The sequence below is a fragment of the Methylobacterium sp. P1-11 genome (assembly GCF_008329595.1).
Taxonomy (GTDB): domain Bacteria; phylum Pseudomonadota; class Alphaproteobacteria; order Rhizobiales; family Beijerinckiaceae; genus Methylobacterium.
The window spans coordinates 1-18,843 of sequence record NZ_NPKS01000036.1; the positions used below are offsets into that span (position 1 = coordinate 1).

The window sequence follows — 18,843 nt, forward strand, 5'->3', positions numbered from 1 at the left end:
TGGTGCTGCGAGAGAGGATTGAACTCTCGACCTCTTCATTACCAATAGAGCGTGCCGGCATATGTTCCGACTCCGTTTGCGCGCTGTGCGCGATGTGTTCCGCATTAGAGGCGCCTAGCGCGCCCTGCGCAAGAGGTTCCAGGTTCACCGGAACCCCTGAGCACTTCATAACTTGCCGCCTCGGTTTTCCAGGGCGCTTACGGCGCCACGCAGGTGCGTCGGTGAGAGATGGGCGTAGACGCGCTGCGTGATCGCGTCGTCCGAGTGGCCGAGCACCGCCGCAATCTCAGACATGGAATGCCCGGCCTCTGCCATCCACACCGCCGCGGTGTGCCGCAGGACGTGCGGCGTCACGCCTTTGACGCCGGCCCGCTTAGCAGCCTTGGTCAGGGTCGTTCTCACGCTCGCGACCGGACGCCCGGCGTACTCGATCACGCGATCGGTGGTCGTCGGCGCTTGTGCCTTGGCTACCGAGAGCGCCGCGCGTAGCTCGTTCGTCATCGGCACCGTCGCCCGGCCTTTGCGGGGGCGAAGCGCCAACGGGTCGCCCAGGTGGACGTTCCCGCGCTCGAAATCGATCTGCCGCCACGTCACTTCTAATAGGGCGGCGTTGCGGCCGGCCGTCGAGATGGCCAGCAGCAGGTAGAGCTTGAGGTGCGGAGCCTCGGCGGCATCCAGCAGCGCTTCAAACTCGCGGTGTGTCAGGTGCCGCTCTCGCGGCTTGCTGACTGGCGGCATGTCCATCGGCGGCGCCTTAGCCACCATGCCGTGCTTGACGCCCCAAAGCATGGCGGCCCGCAATTGGTTAAGTTCGGTCCTGATCGTGCCGTCGGTCACGCCGATCACGAGGGCCTTGCCTTGTTTGGCGCGCCGCTCCTGCTGAGCCTGAGATCCGCGTGGCGCCTTCCGTCGCTCTGCGGCATAGACCCGACAGAGCTTCGCGGTGATCTCGTTGGGCTTCAGGTGCCCGAAGAACGGCAGCACCTTGCCAGCGGTCCAACCCATGTTCTGGACGATCTTCCGGCCGGCGCGGTCCGCGAGGTAGGCTTCCCAGACATCGCGGACGGTCGGGTCTACTGGCCGGCTGGCGACCGTGACGACGCGGTTGAACTCCTGCGCCGCTCCTGCCGCATCGCGAGCGACAAGCTGGCGGCGGCTGATCCGTTTTCCGTCCTCGTAGACAGCGACGGCCCAGCCGCCGCGGAAACGTTGGAGTTTGAACTCTGGCATCGCTCGTAGCTCTCTACCGCCTCCGCTGTGAACCGTAGCAACTTCCCGCCGACGCGGAAGCTGGGCAACTGGCCATTGTCGGCCATCTTGCGAACGTGTGACGCCGAGCATTTCCAGCGCTCAGCGACCTGCGCAGCCGTGTAGACACTCACTGTTGTCCTCCATCGTCAGATCTGGGGCTGGGAAGCGGGGCGGTCTTGGCGGCGAGAGCGGCGCGGGCTGGCGCTAGGCTGGCGTCAAGATCGCCGTCTGGCGGTAGGCTGTGACCGGTAACGGCCATGCGGATCGTGACGACTGCTTCGTCCACGCAGGTCTGTGTCGACGGTGCCAGCGCTCGGTAGGAGCCGGCCATGCGCATGGCCTCAAGCGGGATCGCTGCGATGAGGGCGACGCGCTTCCACGCCTCGGCGCCCTTCTCAGCCTCCTGGAGACGGGAGCGGAGTTGGGCGATCTCGTTTTTCAGAACGGCGATCTTGGTCTCTTCCCAGCACGCAGGCGCGAACTCGGGCGCCTCGCTGGCGAGCATCACCTTAGTGCCAAGCCGCGGCTCCTCTCGGTATGGCTTCGCCTGAGCCTCTGCGTACCGGCCAGCTTCGGCCAAGACTCCGGTGTAGCCCTGCGCTTCCGGCCTCCAGTAGAGACCGCGCTTGATGAGCACGTAGATGGCTGGCTCGTTCGTCTCGGCCGTCCGGCCGGGGTCGGCGGCGGGGGTCTCAGACATCGTCCGCCCCCAGAATGAGATCGGAGGGCGCGACCTCGGCGAAGCGCGTGAGGAACGCTGCCTTCGCCATGGCTGGCGTCATGGGCGGGATGACGATGTCGAGCGGCTGCCGGCCCCGCGTGTAATTCCAGTCGTCACGGTTGCGCATCAGCTCGCGCTGCTCGGTGGCGAGCATCACCGTGTCGATCTCCTTGACCGAAGGCGGCAGGGGCATCGGAACGCCGAAGCGCTCAAACACCGCGGCCTCGACCCGCTTCTCGACCTCGCGGTATTCGGGGCAGAGGTCCTTCAGCGGCTTCGCCATGTCGCCGACGAAGGCCTCAGCCGCATCGTGCATCAGCGCAGCGTAGGCGTCCGGAGCGGGCACGTGCTTCGACGCGATCACGCTATGCTGGGCGACGCTGTAGAACCGGCTGCACTGGCCGCCGAACCGGCAGATGTGGGACAGCCCATGGGCAATGTCCTCAATCGTGAAGGCGCTCTGCTCGGGCGTGAGGAAGTCGAAGTAGTTCCCGCTGGCAAGCAGGATGGTTGGGCCAACGATGCGGCGCACGGTCGGGCTCTGCATGATCTCGCCCATCACCGCACCTCACCGGCAGCCTGAAGGATACGGAGCGCGGTTTCGATGTTGGCAGCGTGCTCAGACCAGACCGCGGCTTGTCTTGGGATGCCATCCAGCCGGGCCATGTTCCGGTAGTAGTCAGCAAGCGCCTTCGGATCTCGGATGCCGTCAAGAAGCTGGCTCGCCTCCTCGACCGTCATGCCTCCGGTCTTGAGGGTGGGAGAAGACTGGGGGGAGGGGTCGGGCGTCTCCCCTGACGGGGCCGCGCTGGCATCCTTCGGACTCAGCCCCTTCGGGTCTTCGCTCTGCGAGTGCTCATCGCTGACGCGCTGACCGTTGCGATAGACATCAATCACAGCGAGCGCGTAGATTTCATTGCCTCGGTGCTTTTCTGAAAGTTCTCTGGCGAACACCTCAACGTCGCCTCTAGAGCACATGCAGCTTATCCGGTCAAAATCGGTCGCATAAGCTGGGATGCGAGAAGGATACTCACCCGCAGGGCCACGACCGGAGGGCGTGGTCTCTGATGAGTAGCCTGTCCCGAAGGGCTCGCCCGTCCCTCCCCCGTCTGTCTGTATCTGTGAAGAGGCGACGAGCTTGCCGGCTCTGAAGGCGTTGACCAAGGCGCAGACGAAGGCAGCGACAGAGCGATTGCACGATGCGATGCTCTCTGGGTCGAAGTAGTCGCTCGGCACGCAGATCCCGTCGCAAGCAATCTCGCTCGGCCCACCATCTTCATCGTGGGCCTCATATTCGTCCGGGTGCCACGGCCCCTTGGGAGCCGCCTTGCTCAGCCTTTCCAGTTCTCCCAGATCCCCGCCCGCTCCGGCTGGATCCGGAGATGCGGTGGCCTTCAAAGCGCTGCGTAGGTCCATGATGTAGTCCGGCAAGGTGCCAGCGGCCCCGTCCTTATCGAACCAGTTGACGACTTTCAGCGCGGCTTCCCGCAGCGTCAGTTCGCCCTCAAACCGGCCGCCTGGGAAGTCCAGTCGCTTGTCTGGTTCTCCGCCCCTTCCAGCCGGCGAGGAAGCGGTGTTCGTGGGGGTGGTGGTCATGGCTCAAATCTCCCGTAAGATCCGATATGCCATGAGGTGGCTTGCAGATCGGAAATGTAGCCTTCTTTGTGCAGCCAGATGATAAATCCATCATAGTCTGGCTCTTCTTGCCAGCCATCCTCGCTGGGCTTCCACTGCTCGCGATAGGCTTCCGCGAGTGGGTATTTGTCGATGTCACGCTCAACTCGGAACGGTCCGGTATACGAACTGTCGCTATACTCGCCGTGATCAAAGATGATGGCCGTGCCGGCCTTGATGATCTCGTCAGCCATTCCGGTCTGCTCCCGTCGCGAGGGCGGCGCGGGCCGGCACGTAGTCGTCGCAGAGGACGGCATCGCCATCGGCTACGGATTGCCACGTGAAGGCGCTGTAGGACTGCCAAGTGGATCGCGGCTTGGTCCCGCTGGCCTCGTTCCGGTAGCAGTCGCGCCGGAGCGGGCAGTCCTCGCTGGGACACATTGATATATCGGGAATTGTCGCCTCCTATTATTGGTGCAAAGCATCATGACAGGGTCGGCAAACCCATTTTACATCAAGATGCCGAGAGTAATCGGCGTGATGAGCCTCAACCTCCGTTGATCCACAGGCACACGGCGCACTCTTAAGTTTGCCTCTGCGAACAGCCATATGGCAGGTGAGCGTCGCACTGGCTCCTTCACCCAGAGCCGATCTCCCGGCAGGGATGGCACGGCGGCTTTCTGGTTTGGGAACCGCTGCACGATGGCTTCCGGCCAATCCTGCTTCTTCAGAACCCGTCGGGTCTGCGACTTCCGGCCAGCGAGCAGCGCCGCAATCATGGGCGACGAGAAGATGATGGGACGGTCAGCCACGCGCGATCTCCTGCTTGTCAGCGGCATCGGTGGCGGAGACACAGCGGCGGGCGGTGACGGCCTTACCGAGATCTGCGCGGTCAATGATGGCTTGCAGCCGATCTCGGTCCGCCAGTGTCATGCGGTAGCCGACGCAGAAGACGCTCACGAAGCCGGGGTCCACGCCTGCCGCACGCATGCGCCGCCGCATCTCGCAGACGAGGATCTGCACCTGATTGCGAGGGTCTTCAGGTAAGTCGCCGCTGCCCCAGACGGCGGCGTAGATCCGGCTGTGCTTGGCGACGTGAGGGCTTGCCGCCATGATGCACGACAGGACGGCTGCGCGCTGTGGCGTCAGGCGCCATGCTTTCGGGAAGGCGATCTGCGGCGCGAGTTCTTCCCGTAGCTGCCGGACCGTCTCGCGCAGGATGTCGTTCTCCTCGCGGAGGGCAGCGATGACGCCGTGAAGGTTGATCGGGGCGTTCATGCTGCCGACCCCACCTGAGCGGCCTCGGCCTTCATCTTGGCGGCCCAGAGCTTCACGGCCTCGAATGCCCAGCGGGCTGCTGCCGTGTGCCGGTACAGCGGATCTTCGAAGTCGCCGGTCAGGTTGTAGATGCGCTCGGCCGACATGCTGTCGTCGTCGCGGAACTGGCGGACAGCATCCTTCCGGTCAGCCGGGTCGTTCTCATCGCCGCCGTATTCGTCGCAGAGCTGCTTGAACAACTGTGGCTGCCACTTGCGCCGCTGAGCCTCGTAGGCGCTCTCGATCAGCGCCTCGACAGTGGCCTCACGATCATATTCCTCCTTGAACTCGGATTTGCTGGTCAGGTAGTCGAAGCCAGCCTTGCCGATCAGGTCGATGGCGCCCTCAAGGGTCTGGAATGCCGGCCAAACCTCATATACGGCTGTGCCAATATCGCCGCTGACCGCCACGACGCCGACCGCCCAGGTAATCCGGAAGGCATAGGCGCTGGTTCCCGGCTTGCCGAGGTGCCATGACTTGGCTGGCGCGTCCTGCATGATGTGCTCAGCGAAGGACAGTGCGGCAATCTTCTGGATGTTTTCGTGATTGCTCATTTCCGCAGCCTCCACTTGCCAGCTTCTCGAATGCCCTCGTCCATCCAGACGGTGATGCTGGTCGGCACGGCGTAGGCGAGCAGAGCCAGGGCGAGGTAAGGAAGGTCGGCGATCATGCTGCCCTCGGCAGATCATCGATGTTGCGCGTTTGGACGGTGAAGCTCACCGCGCAAATCCATGGATTGGCAGCCCAGGCGTCGGGGCCGTTGATGCCGTTCCATAGGTCTCGGAAGGCAGAGACGGGGTCTTCCCATCCCTGGACCGGCGCATGAGGCACACCCCAGATCTTTGATCCGAGCGACTGCGACAGCTCGCCGTGAATGCCTTCCGCCTCTGCGTCAGCCGCGCTGATGTCCTGCAGCCTCTCAACCCGGACGTCTGTCACCAGCAGAGTGAGCCGCGAAGCCCAGCGCGGCATGAACAGGGACGGCCGCAGCTTGCCATAGCTGTGCGCCACGCACGGATCGGCCTCATATCGGACGTAGCTGGGCTGGATCTCGCGAGGCGGGCGATTGTCCCATTCCTCGGTCGCGCGCCACGTCTCCTTGACCCACAGGCGGTCGCCCGCGGCAAAGCGAACGACAGCATCGCCCAGATAGGCATTGTACAGCGAGCGCCACTCAAAAGCGTGCTCCTGAGGCGCGTCGAGCGGCCGGCGCAGGACGCGCACGCACCGCTTGCCGGAGCCTAAAGGCGGTTGCTCCTTCAGTGGCCGGCGGGTCTGCGTTTTCCGGCCTTCCAGAAGCGCTCTAACCATCGGCGCCGAGAAGAGAATGGGTCGATCCATTACGCGGCCTCCCGATCATTCGCCGCGACCAGGCAGCCGATCTCGGCTCGTCCCACCACGACAGGCGCGACCTCATCCGCAGCCGGCTGGGAATTGCCCGCGTTCAGATCCCGACGCAGCGTGGCGATGGTGATCAGAGCGATCACGAGAAGGGAGGGCAGAAGGACGATGCCGGCGCCCAAGGCGATGAGTAGGAGCGCACTCATTGGTCCGGCCCCTCACGAAACAGACGATCCGCCTCAAGCATCGCGTCCTGCTCTCGGAGATCTCGACGAGCATCCCGGAAGCCGATGCAGAGGGCGGCGATGATGGAGAGGCCGATGCCGCAGACGAGGCCGAGCCAGAACATCAGGCTGCCCTCCGAGTGCTGGCAGCATCGGCGGCAGATACTTCCCGGCTCAGCGTTTCCACGTCGGTGCCAAGGTGCTCCGACAGGACGCGGATGGCCTTCTCGTACCAAGCGGCAAAACGGTCTTGGCTCATCGCTGCGAAGCTGATGCTGGCCGGCACTGGGTAGGGCATGCCGGTGAGCGCTGAGACGCGGGTCTCAAACAGGCCGGTGGCGAGCTTCAGATCCTCCAGCAGCATGGTGCTGTCGGCCCACCGATCGGTCTGTTCCAGCACGACGGCGAACAGGGCGAACAGCTTGCGGTGGTGCTGGACGGATCTCGGACGGCGAATGGTGACCAGCACCTCGGAGCCGTCCTTAATGCCGCGCAGGAAGTCGTCAGCGTGCATGTCGGCAGCCCAAAGGCTGGTGCCGCGCTTTATGAAGCATCTGGCGGATAAATCGCTCATCGCACGTGCCCCCATGCTTTGCCGGATCTGACGGCAGCAATGGCTTGGCGGGTGACGCCGTATCGCCGGGCGATCACGGTGTGCTGCTCAAGGCTGGCGCGGATCTCCCGGACTGTTTTCTCGGAGAGCTTCGACGCTGCGTTCGCGGCTCCTTTGAGCCTGCGATCACGACGATCAATGTCGGCGTTGTTTTGCTGCGCTGTGCCGACGTAAAGGTGATCTGGATTGACGCAGCACCTCGTGTCGCAGTGATGCAGAACACCAAGGCCGTCGGGGATCTCGCCGCAGTGCAGACGGTACGACAGGCGGTGCGCGCGCTCGGTCACGCCGCCAATGCGGATCTGTCCGTACCCGTCATGATGAAGTGTGCCGGTCCACAACCAGCAGCCGCTCATTGGCTCGGGAAGGATCTCAGCACGAAAGGCATCCAGCGTGTTCACACGGTACGAGTGAACCGTGGCGCCGCACTTCACGCCGCAGAACCGGCGACGACCCCAGAAGCCGCGAGACTGGTTCCGCGGGCGGCGGTAGATTGAACCGCAGTGCTCGCAGACCTTCTGGTCGGCAAAGAACCGATCAGCATGATCGCTCATGACACAGCTCGCGGCTTGAGGGCTTCGACGCGGGCCGTGACGAGCTGCTGAAGCTCGCGGCACTCATCGTCATTCAGGTCGAAGTCGCGGAAGGCCTGGCGCCGCTCGTCGGTGTTCCACCACCCGGCGAGCGTTGCCGTGTCGGGGGCATCCGCGATCCGCTTCTTGCAGGACGCGATAAATTCGTTGGCGGCCACGTCAGGATCAACGGTGTCGTCCTGCTGGCGACCGGCCTTCTTGAACTCGTCGGCCTCCTCCTCGGAGTAGGCGAGCCCGTGCAGCTCCACGAGTTTGAGGATGACGCGGTCTTTTCCGCGCTTCTCGGCCATGGCGTAGACATAGGCCGCCTGCTTGCCCGAGACGCGGTAGTTCACGTTGACCAGGGCCTCGCCGATCGACCACTCGGATCGCTTGTCGAGGCTGCCGGCGACCATGATGACCGCCTCGTCGCGCTCGGCGCGGAGGATTGTCGGCTTCTCGAATGCGATGCCGGCCTTCGCGGCGACCCGCTCAAGGCACTTGTGCGAGATGACCGGCGTACCCTGAACCTCCCAGACGGTGCCGCCCTTGCGGGCGTCGTAGGTCTCGCCGTAGCGCTCTAGGACTTCCTTGATCTTGGCAGCGGCGGTCATGGTGCCGGATCCTCTGCTGGGGCTCGGCGAGGCGCGTACAGCGCGCATTCGCCATCGCGGTTGGTGTCCTCGCAGCGAGCGTAAGGAGGGTTTGGCGAGAAGCCGGGGCTGACGAACTTGAAGCCGGGCTCAATCGGCCTCGCTAAGCAGCGCCACCGCCACGGCTTCTGTTCATCCCGGCTGGCGGGGTGCACGTGATCGCAGTCTGAGCACCACACGGGCGTCATGCGGCCTGCGCCTCCGCACGCTGTTCGATGCCGAGGAAGTCCAGAGCCGCCCCAAAGGTCGCGAACGTGTTGCCGGTCGGGCTCAACGGGCGAGGCAGGCCCGTGCAGGCCGCATCCGGAAAGGCTTCTGGATCGGGAAGGATCGTCCACGGCTCGGCCGGGAACATCGGGATACCGAGCCAGGACTTGGCGGGGAAGGCCGGCGTCAGGATCGCCACCTTGCGATCACCGAAGTAGATCGCGTGGTAGTCGGGTTGGGTCTCTACCGTGCTGAAGGCGCTCATGACCGCGCCTCCACGATCACGAGGCGGGTTTTGAGCCCCTGCTTCTCGGAAGTCGCGTTGAACTTTGCGACGACCGCAGCGGCGAGATCAATGCCAGCGGTCACGGCACAAAGATCCGCGCAAATCACGACATCAGCTAGCTCTTCGGCGAGCTGTTCCTTCGTCGCCCGAGATCCCCGCCAGCCGTGGCGCTCGCGTTCCAACTTCTTGATGACGTTACAGGCCTCGCCTGTCTCGCCGGCAAGCTCGTTGCCCCGGAAGGCCAGATCAGGCTCCGGGTCGCCGCCTGTGCACCATTCGGTCTGCCGAGCCTTGTTGGCGGCATTCAGGTCGGAGAGACTGATCTTGTCCATCAGAACGCCTCCGCGCTCGCGACAGCCGGCAGCCGGTCAGAAGCGACAGGACGCGGAAGAACCTCGGCCTCCACATCACGGACGCGCTGGATGAAGCCCTCAAGGGCGTTCAGCGTCGCGGCCAGGGTCAGACGGGTTCCAGCGCCCGTGAAGCCGACGTCGCCGGCCTGATGGCCCTCCAGCATGCGGACGACATCGCCCGTCAGGTTGTGAAGATCGTCACGCTCGCGGCGCAGACGAATGGGGCTGATCCGGTTCGCCCGGCTGCGCGGCTCGGGCGTGTCATCGGAAGCCGAATTGAGGTAACACATGGTCAATCCTCCGACGAGGTGAGGGCGAAAAGCTGGTGGGCGATCTCAAAAGCGCCGATGAATAGAAGTGCCGATCCGAAGGTGATCAGCGGAACCGCAATCCCGCAGAGCAAAGCTGCATGATGGGCTGGGCAGGAGCCGAGGTAGGTGAGCATTGCTCGTCTCCTGATCAGCGAGAGGGGAAAGCTGGGCCAAACCACTTTTCGAGGGGCTTTGATGCTCGGCGCTGGGGCTCAGCCTTCGCGAAGCCACGGCTCTGGATCTTCGGCTTCGTCGCAGTGGCAGTGATGCCGAGCTGAACCCGCTTGCGTCGCTTGGCCTGGGCAGCCGCCGAGTGGTCGGCCGCGTCCTTCACCCGCTTGCATGTCTCGTAGTGGGCTGGACCGCGATTGCCGGCCGTGTCGGAGCCGCCGTTCTCAAGCGCGATCTCGTGTTCCACGAACCAGCGTTGGCGGACGCCATCGATCCGCTCGCCGCAGGTGACGCAGACGCCCTTGGTGCGCTCCCAAGCGGCGAGAACGTCGCGGGGGCTAAGGCGTTTACGGGCGGTCGTGCCGACATCCTCGCAGATGACGAAGGGCATCACATGCCCTCCTGAAAGCAGTGCCAGACGTATGGGCCATCCTGAACGCTGCCGACGTAGCGCCAGTTTTCAGGAATATCGTGCCCGGTGCCGACCACCTGGATGCGGCGCTCGACCTCTGGATGGCCCGGCTTGATCTTCATCCAGACGCGCGCTTGGTGGTCCTGCAGGCCGAAGAACAGCGCCTTACCGAGGCCGGGAGCCTTAAAGGTTATCGGCTCCAGAGAAGGCTTGACGTCGAATTTCCAGATCTGAGCCATTACGCGGCCCTCGCGATCTGCTGAGCAGCCGGCGCCTTGCCGATTGCATCGATGGCGAGCAGGGCAGCCCGAACCGCACGCTGCTCACCCCGTGCCTCATCGTCGCCGGGAAGCGGCTGGACGATCAGCCCGGCAATCATGGCGTGGATACTGTCGAGGCTCTTATTATAAGCAGTCTCGGCAATATCCGCCGCTTCAGCCGAGTCTTCGTCAGCTAATTCATCCGCATGGTCCTGGGCGGCGAAGACAGCTTCCGCCTCGCAGTCATGGTCGGAAAGTACACCGAACCTGACGTTGTGAAGAATGAAGCAAGGTTCGCGATACTCGTTGAGGCCTTCCTCGGCCCAATACCCGTCAGGGAACCGCATGGAGGCCATCACAGCACCTCCCCGCGCTCGCTTATTTCACATTTGATGGCGTACAGATCGGATGAGTCGTAAACTCTACCCTCAGTAGCCGTGCAACCGAATTTGCCACCCGTAAGTTGGGGGCAGTCGCGACGGTACTCGGCCAGAAGCCGGGCCGTATCGACGGTAGCCCACACCCCGACGAGCGTCAGACAGGGGGCGATGATGCCGAGAGCGAGAATGATGTGGTCGGCGGGAGGCGGGGTCATCGGCTTCGCTCCAGGGCGGCTGCGATGACCCTTTCTAACAACGCTCCGTTTTAATGGCAAGCGCTAATTTGAACAGTGCGTTGTTTTCTCGGCTAAGGGCAAGCCCGGAGAACAAACCTGTTCATGGTTCGTTCTCCTATGTTGTGGTTGAAAAGCCGTCCGTGTTAGCGTCTGTCGAGAGGTAGCATCGATGCCCGACAAGCGTAGCGAAGGAATTGAGGATCGCGAGCGCGCCCTCCGCATGCTCGCCATACAGCTCGTTGGCCAGCTACCCGCCGACCAGCGCGAGGCCAATTACACGCTGGAACTGGCGCGCGAGCTGCTGAATGGCTTCCTTCATAGGAAGTCGGAGGACGCTCGGCAGCCGCTTCGGTGCGTGACCTGACCTAGGCGGTCCTACGGGGCCTACCCCTGCGAGTCGGCTTCGCGTGCGACAGCTTCTCGGCCATATCGACCGTCAGCGTCCCTACGAGGCCGCGGTAGATCCAGTCGAGTGAAACGCCGTCCTTCTGTGCGACGGAGAGAGCGATCCGGTAGTCCAACGGGCGCTCGGCTCGCTCGTAGTTCGCCCAAGCCTGCTGGCTCTCCACGCCATGCCGCTCGGCCATTTGCCCCTGACTTAGGTCCAGGACTGTGCGCAGCAGCCGCAGGCGCTCGCCGATGGCGGACATGCTGTCAGCTTCATGCGTTTCGATCTGCATAGCGGATGTATGCCAAAACGATCCGTTGTGCGCTAACGACGCATTGGGGTATTGACTATCACAACGCACCGTTTTAATTCGGTGTGTATGGCTCACCTCGCGACAGTCCCCGAAGTCATCGAAGCGCTCGGCGGACGCGTGAAGGTCCAGGAGCTTTTCAGCGCCTCTCAGCAGAGGGTCTTCAACTGGATCGCGCGGGGCACATTCCCGCCGGCCACGTTCGAGCCGATCACGGCTGCCGTCGAAGCTCTCGGTCATACCGTTTCGCCGATGCTCTGGAAGTCAGTTCCGGTGTCGGTCGTCATCGCCTCTCGCTCGGGAGCGGCAGCGTGATGAGCGTTCGCCTGAAGCTTTCCGACGGCACGTTTGCAACCATTGATGAGTGTGACGAGGCGGCCGTGAGCCACATCGTCTGGCGCCGTGAAGCCATAAAGCGCGCATCCGGCGGTTTTTATATCTACGGCCGATGCCCGGTGAAGAGAGACAAGGTTTACTTGCACCGCTTCTTGCTTAACGCGAAGAGAGGCGAGTACGTTGACCACGTCAATGGCGACGGAACCGACAATCGTCGGTCCAACATACGACTTTGTTCTCCTTCGGAGAATAATGCGAACAGAGCCGCCAAACCAAACAAATGGGGCTTCCGCGGCGTGTTCTGGTGCAATGAGCATCGGAAGTTCCGCGGCCGAGTGATGTTCGAAGGTAGAACTTATCAGACTGCGTGGTTTCCTGCGGCGGCTGAGGCCGCGAAGGCACGAGACCGTCTCGCGTCGGATATCCATCGTCAATTTGCCGTCCTCAATTTTCGCGAGAAACGCGCATGACTTGGCTAGTCCTCACCTTCATCGGCTGCTGGTGCCTCGCATCGGCTTTGACTGCCACGGCTTACGTCGTGAAGCGCAGGTACTCGGCTGGCTTAGCCGCCGGCTCTGATCTCTTCTTCAGCTTCGCCAGCATTGGCCTGCTGTTCCTTCTCCTTGCTGAGAGGGTCGGGTGATGGCTGACGCGATCAACGACGCTGGCGCAGACCAGCAAGTCGGCTCCTACGTCGACCGCATCTTGCGCCTTCGGCAGGAAGCCGACGAGCGCATGCAGGACGTGTCTGAGGTCTACAAAGAAGCCCATGGACTGGGCTTCGACAAGGCTGCCATTCGAGGCCTCGTCAATGAGCAGCGGAAACTCGCCAAGGACCCGACCGCGGCCCGTGAGGCCGAGGAGGTCCTTGAGACCTATCGGGCCGCTTATCAGCGCTACCTCTCGCATGCGTATACGCGCGAGGCGGCTGAGTGATGAACTGGTCGCCCTCCGATATCGCCGAAGCGCAGGCCCTTTACGACGAGGGCTACAACCCGACACGGGTCGCTGAGAAGTTCCGCCGGTTCGGCCGTGCGCCGGGCCTCAAGGGCTCTGACGTCGCCAAGATGATCAACACCCATCGGTCCGTAGTTCCGGGCTCCGTGGCTCTGCGCGCTCAGATCCGCCGCATCCGCGAGACCGAGTGGGTGTCCTACCCGATCATCGCCGAGCGTCTGGGCACCTCGGTCAACATCGTCGAGCGCGCCTGCTTTGGCTTGCGTCCTCCGAAGGGCGTCAAGGTGAAGACGACCCGAGGCGAGGCCGCGTTCCAGGGCCAGCGCAACGATCTGGAGAACGATCGCCTTATCCGGTTCAAGACGTGGGAGCCTGTCGAGGTCCCCGCCTGGGTGCCGGATCATCTGTTCGAACTTTACGAGCACACGGCGCGCACGCAGGACGAGCACGTTGCGGCTCGGATCGTCCGGGATCTGAAGCGCGGCAACTCTGTCGCCTTCGCGGCCGCCTCTGCGCAGCGCGCTACTCATGGGGCGGCTTAGCATGTCCGCACTCACCGACGCGGCTGACACGACTTTTAAGCACGTCCTGGAGACGGCGGATGGCGGTCAGGTCCGCTTCATCGCCGCTCACGGCCGGATCTACGTCGTCAAGCTCGGCAACCGGGGCCGCCACTACGTCAGCACCGCCATTCCCGTTCAGCGCGCTCGCCTCCTCGCCCGCCGTCTCGATGAGCTGTGCGCGGTGACTGAAGCCAACGGATCGGAGATCGGCTGAATGTCTGGCTTCCGCACCTTTGAGACCAGCCGCGTGAGCTTCGGCGACAATCGCCCAAAGGCGCCGGTCGTCGATATCGCCCTGGTGCGCGGTCCTCATCTGAATGCCGCCACCAAGCTGGGACGCCCGATCCAGGCGCCCGCTGCGAAGCCTTGGCCGGAGCCGAAGATAAGCGAGAAGGGCTTCATCCCGCCGAAGCCCGTTCGCCCGGAAGACATCGAGCAAAGCCCGACGCGCACCGCTCGTCACCTGATGGAGATCTGCTCCAGTGCGACGGGGGTGGCGGTGTTCGACATCAAATCCGAGCGTCGGGACCCCAGCACCGTCAAGGCGCGTCAGATCTTCTGCTGGCTCGCTATTCGGTTCTCCGATCTCAGCCTCACCCGGACGGGCAACCTCGTCGGTGGCAGAGACCATTCCACGGTTCGTCACAACGAATGCCGTGTGCAGTCGGTGATTAAGCGACTGAATATCGAGCCCAGCGACTGCCCGATTGCGATGGCGCAGAGGCTTTGGGCGGCGAAATGGCCGGGGAGGCACTGACATGCTTGCTCCGTCACCGTTATTTGCTCTGGAAAGCGTTCCCGCTCGCAGTCGCCGCTATGGCGATGTCCTCACCCGGCTCGTCGCCGAGGGCGTCGCGGCGGGTATGACTGCCCGTGGGATGGCAGAGGAGTTTCGAACCAGCACTGACGCTGTTCGGCACAGGGTTGCTCTTCTCGGGCTTCGCAAAGCGCTGAGCCCCGGCGTTTTCCGCGCTGGAACCGCTCTCGATGCTGAGATCACGCGGCGGTTTAACGACTGGCAACAGATCAAAGATATCGCCATAGCGATCGATGTCTGTCCTGAGACCGTTAGGCGTCGCATCCGGGCACTTGCGCTGGTTCGCCCGGAGCGCATTCGAGCACCGTCGCATCGGCCACGTCTGAGGTCGGCTCTTGCGACTATCGATGCCGGCCGGAGATCTGCGGAGCTTCGGAAGGTTCGGTTCGGCCTTCGCTCGCCGCGTCGTGCCGTTGAGGCGGTCTCTGAGATCTGCCCGCGCACCGCGTGGCCGGTGGTCGTCCCCGCCATGTTCAATGCGGGTCTCACGCTTGAAGAGATCGAACTGGCGACCGGGCTCTCTCCTGCGGCCTCTGCCAGCCTTATCCGGACGAAGGCGCTTCTGCCATGTGCTTGAGGCCGTCATCCTTCCGTCCCGCCGTTTCCGCCAATCGCGGTTGGGCGGAGGCGCCCCGCGGTCGTCCGAACACTTCGGCCGCGTGGGCTGCCATCACCATTGCGCTCGATCGGGTTGCCGCCCTTTCGATCGCGTTCCTCAAGGACTGCGCGAAGGCTTGCCGGCCTGTAGCGCTTTCCTTCGATCCGAAGCGCGTCGAGGTAGTCATCCCAAGACGGCGCGCTGTCACTCGCATTCTGTGTGCGTACCCCCTTCCCATCCAGGTCGGCCATCTGCGGCTCCTCCGTGTCGAGAACCCTTCTCACACGGAGATCAGTCTTGCGGCGGACAGCCTGTGTTCGGAAACGGACAATGCAAAGCGCAGCTAGCGTCACCTTCCCGATCCTCGGCGCGCTCGTTGAGCGTGCGTCGAGGCGCGCGGGTTCGCGAATGGTCGCCTACGACGACGTAGGTCGCGCCATCGGCGAGAGCGGATCTTGGGTCCGCAAGTTCCTCGGCCGCCACGCCGTCAGGCTGGATGCCGACACGTACCTAGCAATTCGGGCCGCCTACGACCGCGAGTGCGCGCGGATTGAGGCAGAGGCTGAACTGGAGCGGGCGCGGTTTTTCGCGCTGGGAGGGAGGCTCGATGCGATGGCTTCAAGCGAAGCTAAGCCGCGCCGGATGGCGGCGAGCAGCACGGTTACAGGCGCAGGGACGACCTCTGCCGTGGTGGCTTCGGAAATGGCTGAGATGGTGGGCGAGGACCGGCAATGACTGATGCCCGCGCCTACGGGTTGACGACCCGAGCCCGAGAGTTGCTGGCGGTCCTCCGCGAATGGATCCTCGTTCGCGGAGTGACACCCACCTATGCCGAGCTTGCTGAAGAGGTCGGGCTGAACAGCAAGTCCGGCGTGCATCGGCTGATCTCCCAGTTAGAGGCGCGCGGCTTGGTCCGGCGACTGCCCGACAAGTGGCAGTCCATCACGCTCGTTGAGCCTCACACCATAGCTCTGCCGGAAGACGTGGCGTTTGCCCTGCGCCACGCCGCGCGCGCTGCCGGCCGGACGCCCGAAGAGCATGTCGCTGCGCTCGTTCGGCACCACTGCCCCGCGCCCAGCCCCTTCTAACCCTCACAGCACGAGGCCAGCCGTGAAGAACGATTGCTTAGACGCTGTCACGGCCGTGCTGGACGAGCTTGGCATTGCCTACGCGGTCGGCCGCGGTGGGAAGCATCACCGTATCGACTTCGAAGTGAACGGCCGCCGCTGCCGCACTACCGCGCCTGTGACGCCGAGTGACCACCGGGCGGCTCTGAACGGCGCCTCGCAGGTCAGACGGATCATCCGCCAAGCCCAGGAAGAGACCGCCGCTGATCAGGAGGCCCCGATGACCGTTGCCCAGCCCGCCGGCCCCGCGCTCGCGCTCTTCTTCGAGAACGCACCCATCCGCGTCATCGACATTGATGGCAGCATGTTCTTCGTCGGCAAGGATGTCGCCGAGCAGCTTGGATATACCAATCCCAGCAAGGCCATGGCTGACCACTGCAAGGGGGTAACGAAACGGTACCCCCTTTCGACCTCCGGCGGCGTTCAGGAGGTCCGGGTTTTGTCTGAGCCCGATGTGCTTCGGCTCATCGTGAAGAGCAATCTCCCGGCTGCCCTGCGGTTTGAGCGTTGGGTCTTTGAGGAGGTGCTGCCGACGATCCGCAAGCACGGCGCTTACGCCTCCGATCCCGCGCTGATGCGGCAGATTGAGGAGCTGTCGGCCAAGCTCGCCAACGTCGAGGCTGCCGCAGATTTGGCGCTGGAGGCTGCCGGCCGGATCGAGATGGGCAAGCTCGCCCCGACCGTCGATCTCGCCTCCACGGTCACCTCTGACGATCTGATTAGCCTCGCAGGCATCAAGCCCGGCCAGCGCGTCCGTGGCACCTCGGCCTTCGTTACTGGCCGCGTCCTCACCTTCACCGCCGGCCACGGCTGCTTCAAGACGCCCGCTCACCTCAACCCGTCGATGCCCTGGCGCTTCCCGCGTGAGAAGGGGACGGAGTGGCTGTTCGGCGCGCAGCTCGGCGCGGAGCAGATCCGCAATCAGATTGATCGGCAGCGCCGCAAGAAGGCTCAGCGCACGCGCCCGTCACATCAAGGGCACCTGTCGCTGGTGGGGGCGCCCTGATGCCGGTGCCCTCCATCGCACAGCAGATCATGACCGGCCGCAAGCGTCGCGCCTCGCGTCGCTCTGTGGCCGAGGACACGGTGCATGAAGCCATCCTGTCGTACCTGCGCTGGTCGCTGCCGCGCGGCGCCGCAGCGAACCTGCACCACGCTCGCAATGAAGGGGCGCTGCGCTCTGAGCGCATCCGCTCGGCAGCCCTTGGTACGAAGCCCGGCTGGCCTGACATCGAATGGTTCGGGCGGATGGACGATGACCGCCCGTACTCGGCCTTCATAGAGGTCAAGGCGCCCGGCGAAGATCCCGAGCCGCATCAGGAGCGCTGCCACGATGCGCTTGCCGATGCTGGATGCTTTGTCGGCGTCGCCCGCAGCATTGAGGAAGCGCGCGAGCTGATCGCATCTTGGCGTCTTCCCTCCAACGACAGCCTCATTGTCCGGAGGGAGGCATGAGCGTGCGCATCCTCACGGGCGACTGCCGCGACGTGCTTCGTTCACTGCCGGACGAGAGCGTCAACTGCTGCGTGACGAGCCCGCCGTACTTCGGGCTGCGTGACTATGGCGTTGACGGCCAGATCGGGCTTGAGCAGACGCCTGAGGCGTTCGTTGCCGAGATGGTGGCGGTTTTCCGCGAAGTGCGGCGCGTGCTCCGGAAGGATGGCACACTTTGGCTGAACATCGGCGACAGCTACGCCGCCAATCGATCCTACCAGGTCCCGCAGTCTAAGCATCAGGCGCTCGATTTCGGAAAGAGTAATGCGCAGCGGGTGCCTGCCGGACTGAAGGCTAAGGACCGGATGATGGTCCCGGCTCGTGTCGCGCTGGGCCTACAAGCGGACGGCTGGTGGATCCGCGACGAGATCATCTGGCACAAGCCAAACGTGATGCCGTCGAGCGTCGAGGATCGCACGACGCCTTCGCATGAGATGGTCTACATGCTGACGCGCTCGGCGCGTTACGCCTACGATCTTGATGCGATCAAAGAGCCTGCTGTTTGCGAACACCCATCCGGCAATGGGTACGCCCGGCCGGAGCAGGTTGTCAGAGGTGGTCGAGGCGCCGCCAAGGGCTGGATGCCGACAGAGTTGCGGCAGCCGCGGTCGGTCTGGAGCATCTGCACGCAGCCATACGGCGAAGCGCACTTCGCGACCATGGCGCCCGATCTGGTTGAGAAATGCATCAAGGCGGGCTGCCCGGCTGGCGGCACGGTTCTGGATCCCTTCGGCGGCGCCGGCACAACTGGCCTCGTTGCCGATCGCCTCGGACGCGATGCCATCCTGATCGAACTGAACCCCGCCTACGCGACGATGGCCCGTGACCGCCTCGCGCGTGACGGCGGCATGTTCGCCTCCGTGGCTGCGGAGTGATGGCGATGGCAGATCGCATCATTGATCCGACCGTGCCGGGCAGAGCCGGCCTCTACTTCAACCTCCGTCTTCTCAGTCGGAACGCGCATATCGCTGCGATCCCTGGCGAGCGTGCAGCTCGTGAGGCTCTAGAGCGCTGGTGTCACTTCTGCGGCCAGCGCTCCTGCTACGGCTTCGGAGAGACGCTGACGACGGCGGGCATTCTGACCTGTGCGGACGCCTCCTGCCGGTCTTCTGCCGAGGCTGAGATCGCACGACGTCTCTGCCCGTCTCCTCTCGCCAAGCCAAGCGACGAGACCGCTGCACCCACCTTGGATCTGTTCGGGAGAGCCGCATGAGGATCCCCGAGATAGCCGACCGTCTCCGCGAGGTAGCGGCTGAGCGTGGCCTTCCTGAGCTTGCGGGCCTTGCTGACGAGCTTCGGCGCCGTCCGGCTGGCCCAAGACCACCCACAGT

At 63.9% G+C, this 18,843-nt stretch carries 36 protein-coding genes; 12 read left to right on the forward strand and 24 right to left on the reverse strand.

Annotated elements, in window-relative coordinates; translation table 11 throughout:
- Nucleotides 1-165 precede the first annotated feature (165 nt).
- The 22 genes from CIW48_RS26880 to CIW48_RS26975 all read right to left on the reverse strand — a co-directional run bounded on the left by CIW48_RS26880 (nucleotide 166) and on the right by CIW48_RS26975 (nucleotide 10,662).
- Nucleotides 166-1,230 carry a site-specific integrase gene (locus CIW48_RS26880; RefSeq protein ID WP_246695433.1) on the reverse strand — a complete coding sequence of 355 codons (1,065 nt, stop codon included), beginning with the start codon at nucleotides 1,228-1,230 and terminating at the stop codon, nucleotides 166-168.
- A gap of 148 nt (nucleotides 1,231-1,378) precedes the next feature.
- Nucleotides 1,379-1,951 carry a hypothetical protein gene (locus CIW48_RS26885; protein ID WP_149313488.1) on the reverse strand — a complete coding sequence of 191 codons (573 nt, stop codon included), beginning with the start codon at nucleotides 1,949-1,951 and terminating at the stop codon, nucleotides 1,379-1,381.
- A complete protein-coding gene (locus tag CIW48_RS26890; RefSeq protein WP_246695434.1) occupies nucleotides 1,944-2,531 on the reverse strand; it encodes a YfbR-like 5'-deoxynucleotidase in 588 nt (195 codons plus the stop codon). Before CIW48_RS26890 ends, CIW48_RS26885 begins: the two co-directional genes overlap by 8 nt.
- On the reverse strand, nucleotides 2,531-3,568 hold the full coding sequence (locus CIW48_RS26895; RefSeq protein WP_149313489.1) for a hypothetical protein: 1,038 nt from the start codon (nucleotides 3,566-3,568) through the stop codon (nucleotides 2,531-2,533). Before CIW48_RS26895 ends, CIW48_RS26890 begins: the two co-directional genes overlap by 1 nt.
- Nucleotides 3,565-3,840: a hypothetical protein gene (locus CIW48_RS26900; protein ID WP_149313490.1), complete on the reverse strand. Its 276-nt coding sequence runs from the start codon at nucleotides 3,838-3,840 to the stop codon at nucleotides 3,565-3,567. The genes CIW48_RS26895 and CIW48_RS26900 overlap by 4 nt, the downstream gene beginning before the upstream one ends.
- Nucleotides 3,833-4,027, reverse strand: coding sequence for a hypothetical protein (locus tag CIW48_RS26905; RefSeq protein ID WP_149313491.1), 195 nt, complete (start codon nucleotides 4,025-4,027; stop codon nucleotides 3,833-3,835). The genes CIW48_RS26900 and CIW48_RS26905 overlap by 8 nt, the downstream gene beginning before the upstream one ends.
- A gap of 68 nt (nucleotides 4,028-4,095) precedes the next feature.
- The gene (locus CIW48_RS26910) at nucleotides 4,096-4,398 is read right to left on the reverse strand and encodes a hypothetical protein (protein WP_149313492.1); all 303 of its coding nucleotides are present in this window, start codon (nucleotides 4,396-4,398) and stop codon (nucleotides 4,096-4,098) included.
- A complete protein-coding gene (locus tag CIW48_RS26915) occupies nucleotides 4,391-4,864 on the reverse strand; it encodes a helix-turn-helix domain-containing protein (protein WP_149313493.1) in 474 nt (157 codons plus the stop codon). The genes CIW48_RS26910 and CIW48_RS26915 overlap by 8 nt, the downstream gene beginning before the upstream one ends.
- Nucleotides 4,861-5,472, reverse strand: a complete 612-nt coding sequence (locus CIW48_RS26920) for a hypothetical protein (protein ID WP_149313494.1) — start codon at nucleotides 5,470-5,472, stop codon at nucleotides 4,861-4,863. Before CIW48_RS26920 ends, CIW48_RS26915 begins: the two co-directional genes overlap by 4 nt.
- Before the next feature lie 97 nt (nucleotides 5,473-5,569).
- The gene (locus CIW48_RS26925; RefSeq protein ID WP_149313495.1) at nucleotides 5,570-6,244 is read right to left on the reverse strand and encodes a hypothetical protein; all 675 of its coding nucleotides are present in this window, start codon (nucleotides 6,242-6,244) and stop codon (nucleotides 5,570-5,572) included.
- Nucleotides 6,244-6,450: a hypothetical protein gene (locus CIW48_RS26930; RefSeq protein ID WP_149313496.1), complete on the reverse strand. Its 207-nt coding sequence runs from the start codon at nucleotides 6,448-6,450 to the stop codon at nucleotides 6,244-6,246. Before CIW48_RS26930 ends, CIW48_RS26925 begins: the two co-directional genes overlap by 1 nt.
- A complete protein-coding gene (locus CIW48_RS33525; protein WP_173009415.1) occupies nucleotides 6,447-6,593 on the reverse strand; it encodes a hypothetical protein in 147 nt (48 codons plus the stop codon). The genes CIW48_RS26930 and CIW48_RS33525 overlap by 4 nt, the downstream gene beginning before the upstream one ends.
- Nucleotides 6,593-7,042, reverse strand: a complete 450-nt coding sequence (locus tag CIW48_RS26935; RefSeq protein WP_149313497.1) for a hypothetical protein — start codon at nucleotides 7,040-7,042, stop codon at nucleotides 6,593-6,595. The genes CIW48_RS33525 and CIW48_RS26935 overlap by 1 nt, the downstream gene beginning before the upstream one ends.
- Complete coding sequence (locus CIW48_RS26940; protein WP_197739374.1) at nucleotides 7,039-7,635, reverse strand: HNH endonuclease signature motif containing protein; 597 nt, start codon at nucleotides 7,633-7,635, stop codon at nucleotides 7,039-7,041. The genes CIW48_RS26935 and CIW48_RS26940 overlap by 4 nt, the downstream gene beginning before the upstream one ends.
- Entirely contained in the window at nucleotides 7,632-8,267 is a 636-nt protein-coding gene (locus CIW48_RS34285) for a trna delta -isopentenylpyrophosphate transferase (RefSeq protein WP_246695435.1), read from the reverse strand. The genes CIW48_RS26940 and CIW48_RS34285 overlap by 4 nt, the downstream gene beginning before the upstream one ends.
- A 223-nt stretch (nucleotides 8,268-8,490) precedes the next feature.
- Nucleotides 8,491-8,778 (reverse strand): hypothetical protein, encoded by a 288-nt coding sequence (locus CIW48_RS26950; protein ID WP_149313498.1) that lies wholly within the window; start codon nucleotides 8,776-8,778, stop codon nucleotides 8,491-8,493.
- Nucleotides 8,775-9,131, reverse strand: coding sequence for a MazG-like family protein (locus tag CIW48_RS26955; protein WP_149313499.1), 357 nt, complete (start codon nucleotides 9,129-9,131; stop codon nucleotides 8,775-8,777). The genes CIW48_RS26950 and CIW48_RS26955 overlap by 4 nt, the downstream gene beginning before the upstream one ends.
- Entirely contained in the window at nucleotides 9,131-9,442 is a 312-nt protein-coding gene (locus CIW48_RS26960; protein ID WP_149313500.1) for a hypothetical protein, read from the reverse strand. The genes CIW48_RS26955 and CIW48_RS26960 overlap by 1 nt, the downstream gene beginning before the upstream one ends.
- A 2-nt stretch (nucleotides 9,443-9,444) precedes the next feature.
- A complete protein-coding gene (locus CIW48_RS33530) occupies nucleotides 9,445-9,597 on the reverse strand; it encodes a hypothetical protein (protein WP_173009416.1) in 153 nt (50 codons plus the stop codon).
- Nucleotides 9,598-9,611: 14 nt separating this feature from the next.
- Nucleotides 9,612-10,025: an HNH endonuclease gene (locus tag CIW48_RS26965; RefSeq protein WP_149313501.1), complete on the reverse strand. Its 414-nt coding sequence runs from the start codon at nucleotides 10,023-10,025 to the stop codon at nucleotides 9,612-9,614.
- Complete coding sequence (locus CIW48_RS26970) at nucleotides 10,025-10,285, reverse strand: hypothetical protein (protein ID WP_149313502.1); 261 nt, start codon at nucleotides 10,283-10,285, stop codon at nucleotides 10,025-10,027. Before CIW48_RS26970 ends, CIW48_RS26965 begins: the two co-directional genes overlap by 1 nt.
- Nucleotides 10,285-10,662: a hypothetical protein gene (locus CIW48_RS26975; protein WP_149313503.1), complete on the reverse strand. Its 378-nt coding sequence runs from the start codon at nucleotides 10,660-10,662 to the stop codon at nucleotides 10,285-10,287. The genes CIW48_RS26970 and CIW48_RS26975 overlap by 1 nt, the downstream gene beginning before the upstream one ends.
- Before the next feature lie 429 nt (nucleotides 10,663-11,091).
- Here CIW48_RS26975 and CIW48_RS26980 point away from each other — a divergent pair, with 429 nt between their 5' ends.
- Nucleotides 11,092-11,286, forward strand: coding sequence for a hypothetical protein (locus CIW48_RS26980; RefSeq protein ID WP_149313504.1), 195 nt, complete (start codon nucleotides 11,092-11,094; stop codon nucleotides 11,284-11,286).
- A gap of 1 nt (nucleotide 11,287) precedes the next feature.
- Here the strand turns inward: CIW48_RS26980 and CIW48_RS26985 are convergent, their stop codons facing one another.
- Nucleotides 11,288-11,860 carry a helix-turn-helix transcriptional regulator gene (locus CIW48_RS26985; RefSeq protein ID WP_149313505.1) on the reverse strand — a complete coding sequence of 191 codons (573 nt, stop codon included), beginning with the start codon at nucleotides 11,858-11,860 and terminating at the stop codon, nucleotides 11,288-11,290.
- A 74-nt stretch (nucleotides 11,861-11,934) separates the two neighbouring features.
- Between CIW48_RS26985 and CIW48_RS26990 the strand changes: the two genes are divergently transcribed.
- From CIW48_RS26990 to CIW48_RS27010, 5 genes are all read left to right on the forward strand, one after another.
- A complete protein-coding gene (locus CIW48_RS26990; RefSeq protein ID WP_149313506.1) occupies nucleotides 11,935-12,426 on the forward strand; it encodes an HNH endonuclease in 492 nt (163 codons plus the stop codon).
- Nucleotides 12,427-12,598: 172 nt separating this feature from the next.
- The gene (locus CIW48_RS26995; RefSeq protein WP_149313507.1) at nucleotides 12,599-12,892 is read left to right on the forward strand and encodes a GapR family DNA-binding domain-containing protein; all 294 of its coding nucleotides are present in this window, start codon (nucleotides 12,599-12,601) and stop codon (nucleotides 12,890-12,892) included.
- The gene (locus CIW48_RS27000) at nucleotides 12,892-13,455 is read left to right on the forward strand and encodes a hypothetical protein (RefSeq protein WP_149313508.1); all 564 of its coding nucleotides are present in this window, start codon (nucleotides 12,892-12,894) and stop codon (nucleotides 13,453-13,455) included. The genes CIW48_RS26995 and CIW48_RS27000 overlap by 1 nt, the downstream gene beginning before the upstream one ends.
- A gap of 1 nt (nucleotide 13,456) precedes the next feature.
- Nucleotides 13,457-13,690, forward strand: coding sequence for a hypothetical protein (locus tag CIW48_RS27005; RefSeq protein ID WP_149313509.1), 234 nt, complete (start codon nucleotides 13,457-13,459; stop codon nucleotides 13,688-13,690).
- A complete protein-coding gene (locus tag CIW48_RS27010; protein WP_149313510.1) occupies nucleotides 13,691-14,233 on the forward strand; it encodes a helix-turn-helix domain-containing protein in 543 nt (180 codons plus the stop codon). It begins immediately after the preceding gene.
- 19 nt (nucleotides 14,234-14,252) lie between these two features.
- On the opposite strand, the gene CIW48_RS27015 is transcribed toward CIW48_RS27010, so the two are convergent.
- On the reverse strand, nucleotides 14,253-14,879 hold the full coding sequence (locus tag CIW48_RS27015; RefSeq protein ID WP_149313511.1) for a hypothetical protein: 627 nt from the start codon (nucleotides 14,877-14,879) through the stop codon (nucleotides 14,253-14,255).
- Between the two features lie 420 nt (nucleotides 14,880-15,299).
- Between CIW48_RS27015 and CIW48_RS27020 the strand changes: the two genes are divergently transcribed.
- From CIW48_RS27020 to CIW48_RS27045, 6 genes are read left to right on the forward strand one after another with little or no spacing between them, the layout of a single operon-like run.
- The gene (locus CIW48_RS27020; protein ID WP_149313512.1) at nucleotides 15,300-15,626 is read left to right on the forward strand and encodes a hypothetical protein; all 327 of its coding nucleotides are present in this window, start codon (nucleotides 15,300-15,302) and stop codon (nucleotides 15,624-15,626) included.
- Nucleotides 15,623-15,979: a helix-turn-helix domain-containing protein gene (locus tag CIW48_RS27025; protein ID WP_149313513.1), complete on the forward strand. Its 357-nt coding sequence runs from the start codon at nucleotides 15,623-15,625 to the stop codon at nucleotides 15,977-15,979. The genes CIW48_RS27020 and CIW48_RS27025 overlap by 4 nt, the downstream gene beginning before the upstream one ends.
- Nucleotides 15,980-16,001: 22 nt before the next feature.
- Nucleotides 16,002-17,024 (forward strand): Bro-N domain-containing protein, encoded by a 1,023-nt coding sequence (locus CIW48_RS27030; protein WP_246695436.1) that lies wholly within the window; start codon nucleotides 16,002-16,004, stop codon nucleotides 17,022-17,024.
- Entirely contained in the window at nucleotides 17,024-17,473 is a 450-nt protein-coding gene (locus CIW48_RS27035; RefSeq protein WP_149313515.1) for a VRR-NUC domain-containing protein, read from the forward strand. The genes CIW48_RS27030 and CIW48_RS27035 overlap by 1 nt, the downstream gene beginning before the upstream one ends.
- A complete protein-coding gene (locus CIW48_RS27040) occupies nucleotides 17,470-18,387 on the forward strand; it encodes a site-specific DNA-methyltransferase (protein WP_149313516.1) in 918 nt (305 codons plus the stop codon). Before CIW48_RS27035 ends, CIW48_RS27040 begins: the two co-directional genes overlap by 4 nt.
- A gap of 5 nt (nucleotides 18,388-18,392) precedes the next feature.
- Nucleotides 18,393-18,725 carry a hypothetical protein gene (locus CIW48_RS27045; protein ID WP_149313517.1) on the forward strand — a complete coding sequence of 111 codons (333 nt, stop codon included), beginning with the start codon at nucleotides 18,393-18,395 and terminating at the stop codon, nucleotides 18,723-18,725.
- The last annotated feature ends 118 nt before the right edge of the window (nucleotides 18,726-18,843 follow it).

Bases quoted from the DNA above. Each gene is read 5' to 3' on its own strand.
- CIW48_RS26880 (WP_246695433.1), bottom strand. From the start codon at position 1,230: ATGCCAGAGTTCAAACTCCAACGTTTCCGCGGCGGCTGGGCCGTCGCT.
- CIW48_RS26990 (WP_149313506.1), top strand. From the start codon at position 11,935: ATGAGCGTTCGCCTGAAGCTTTCCGACGGCACGTTTGCAACCATTGAT.
- CIW48_RS26950 (WP_149313498.1), bottom strand. From the start codon at position 8,778: ATGAGCGCCTTCAGCACGGTAGAGACCCAACCCGACTACCACGCGATC.
- CIW48_RS26995 (WP_149313507.1), top strand. From the start codon at position 12,599: ATGGCTGACGCGATCAACGACGCTGGCGCAGACCAGCAAGTCGGCTCC.
- CIW48_RS33525 (WP_173009415.1), bottom strand. From the start codon at position 6,593: ATGTTCTGGCTCGGCCTCGTCTGCGGCATCGGCCTCTCCATCATCGCC.
- CIW48_RS26890 (WP_246695434.1), bottom strand. From the start codon at position 2,531: ATGGGCGAGATCATGCAGAGCCCGACCGTGCGCCGCATCGTTGGCCCA.
- CIW48_RS26925 (WP_149313495.1), bottom strand. From the start codon at position 6,244: ATGGATCGACCCATTCTCTTCTCGGCGCCGATGGTTAGAGCGCTTCTG.
- CIW48_RS27010 (WP_149313510.1), top strand. From the start codon at position 13,691: ATGTCTGGCTTCCGCACCTTTGAGACCAGCCGCGTGAGCTTCGGCGAC.
- CIW48_RS26915 (WP_149313493.1), bottom strand. From the start codon at position 4,864: ATGAACGCCCCGATCAACCTTCACGGCGTCATCGCTGCCCTCCGCGAG.
- CIW48_RS26975 (WP_149313503.1), bottom strand. From the start codon at position 10,662: ATGGCCTCCATGCGGTTCCCTGACGGGTATTGGGCCGAGGAAGGCCTC.
- CIW48_RS26965 (WP_149313501.1), bottom strand. From the start codon at position 10,025: ATGCCCTTCGTCATCTGCGAGGATGTCGGCACGACCGCCCGTAAACGC.
- CIW48_RS26980 (WP_149313504.1), top strand. From the start codon at position 11,092: ATGCCCGACAAGCGTAGCGAAGGAATTGAGGATCGCGAGCGCGCCCTC.
- CIW48_RS26970 (WP_149313502.1), bottom strand. From the start codon at position 10,285: ATGGCTCAGATCTGGAAATTCGACGTCAAGCCTTCTCTGGAGCCGATA.
- CIW48_RS34285 (WP_246695435.1), bottom strand. From the start codon at position 8,267: ATGACCGCCGCTGCCAAGATCAAGGAAGTCCTAGAGCGCTACGGCGAG.
- CIW48_RS27015 (WP_149313511.1), bottom strand. From the start codon at position 14,879: ATGACGGCCTCAAGCACATGGCAGAAGCGCCTTCGTCCGGATAAGGCT.
- CIW48_RS26930 (WP_149313496.1), bottom strand. From the start codon at position 6,450: ATGAGTGCGCTCCTACTCATCGCCTTGGGCGCCGGCATCGTCCTTCTG.
- CIW48_RS26905 (WP_149313491.1), bottom strand. From the start codon at position 4,027: ATGTGTCCCAGCGAGGACTGCCCGCTCCGGCGCGACTGCTACCGGAAC.
- CIW48_RS26935 (WP_149313497.1), bottom strand. From the start codon at position 7,042: ATGAGCGATTTATCCGCCAGATGCTTCATAAAGCGCGGCACCAGCCTT.
- CIW48_RS26895 (WP_149313489.1), bottom strand. From the start codon at position 3,568: ATGACCACCACCCCCACGAACACCGCTTCCTCGCCGGCTGGAAGGGGC.
- CIW48_RS27000 (WP_149313508.1), top strand. From the start codon at position 12,892: ATGAACTGGTCGCCCTCCGATATCGCCGAAGCGCAGGCCCTTTACGAC.
- CIW48_RS26955 (WP_149313499.1), bottom strand. From the start codon at position 9,131: ATGGACAAGATCAGTCTCTCCGACCTGAATGCCGCCAACAAGGCTCGG.
- CIW48_RS26985 (WP_149313505.1), bottom strand. From the start codon at position 11,860: ATGACCGAGAGCTTCGACGGCAGCCGTGATCGGCTCGAACGTGGCCGG.
- CIW48_RS27035 (WP_149313515.1), top strand. From the start codon at position 17,024: ATGCCGGTGCCCTCCATCGCACAGCAGATCATGACCGGCCGCAAGCGT.
- CIW48_RS26940 (WP_197739374.1), bottom strand. From the start codon at position 7,635: ATGAGCGATCATGCTGATCGGTTCTTTGCCGACCAGAAGGTCTGCGAG.
- CIW48_RS27005 (WP_149313509.1), top strand. From the start codon at position 13,457: ATGTCCGCACTCACCGACGCGGCTGACACGACTTTTAAGCACGTCCTG.
- CIW48_RS33530 (WP_173009416.1), bottom strand. From the start codon at position 9,597: ATGCTCACCTACCTCGGCTCCTGCCCAGCCCATCATGCAGCTTTGCTC.
- CIW48_RS26885 (WP_149313488.1), bottom strand. From the start codon at position 1,951: ATGTCTGAGACCCCCGCCGCCGACCCCGGCCGGACGGCCGAGACGAAC.
- CIW48_RS27040 (WP_149313516.1), top strand. From the start codon at position 17,470: ATGAGCGTGCGCATCCTCACGGGCGACTGCCGCGACGTGCTTCGTTCA.
- CIW48_RS26960 (WP_149313500.1), bottom strand. From the start codon at position 9,442: ATGTGTTACCTCAATTCGGCTTCCGATGACACGCCCGAGCCGCGCAGC.
- CIW48_RS27025 (WP_149313513.1), top strand. From the start codon at position 15,623: ATGACTGATGCCCGCGCCTACGGGTTGACGACCCGAGCCCGAGAGTTG.
- CIW48_RS27045 (WP_149313517.1), top strand. From the start codon at position 18,393: ATGGCAGATCGCATCATTGATCCGACCGTGCCGGGCAGAGCCGGCCTC.
- CIW48_RS26900 (WP_149313490.1), bottom strand. From the start codon at position 3,840: ATGGCTGACGAGATCATCAAGGCCGGCACGGCCATCATCTTTGATCAC.
- CIW48_RS27020 (WP_149313512.1), top strand. From the start codon at position 15,300: ATGGTCGCCTACGACGACGTAGGTCGCGCCATCGGCGAGAGCGGATCT.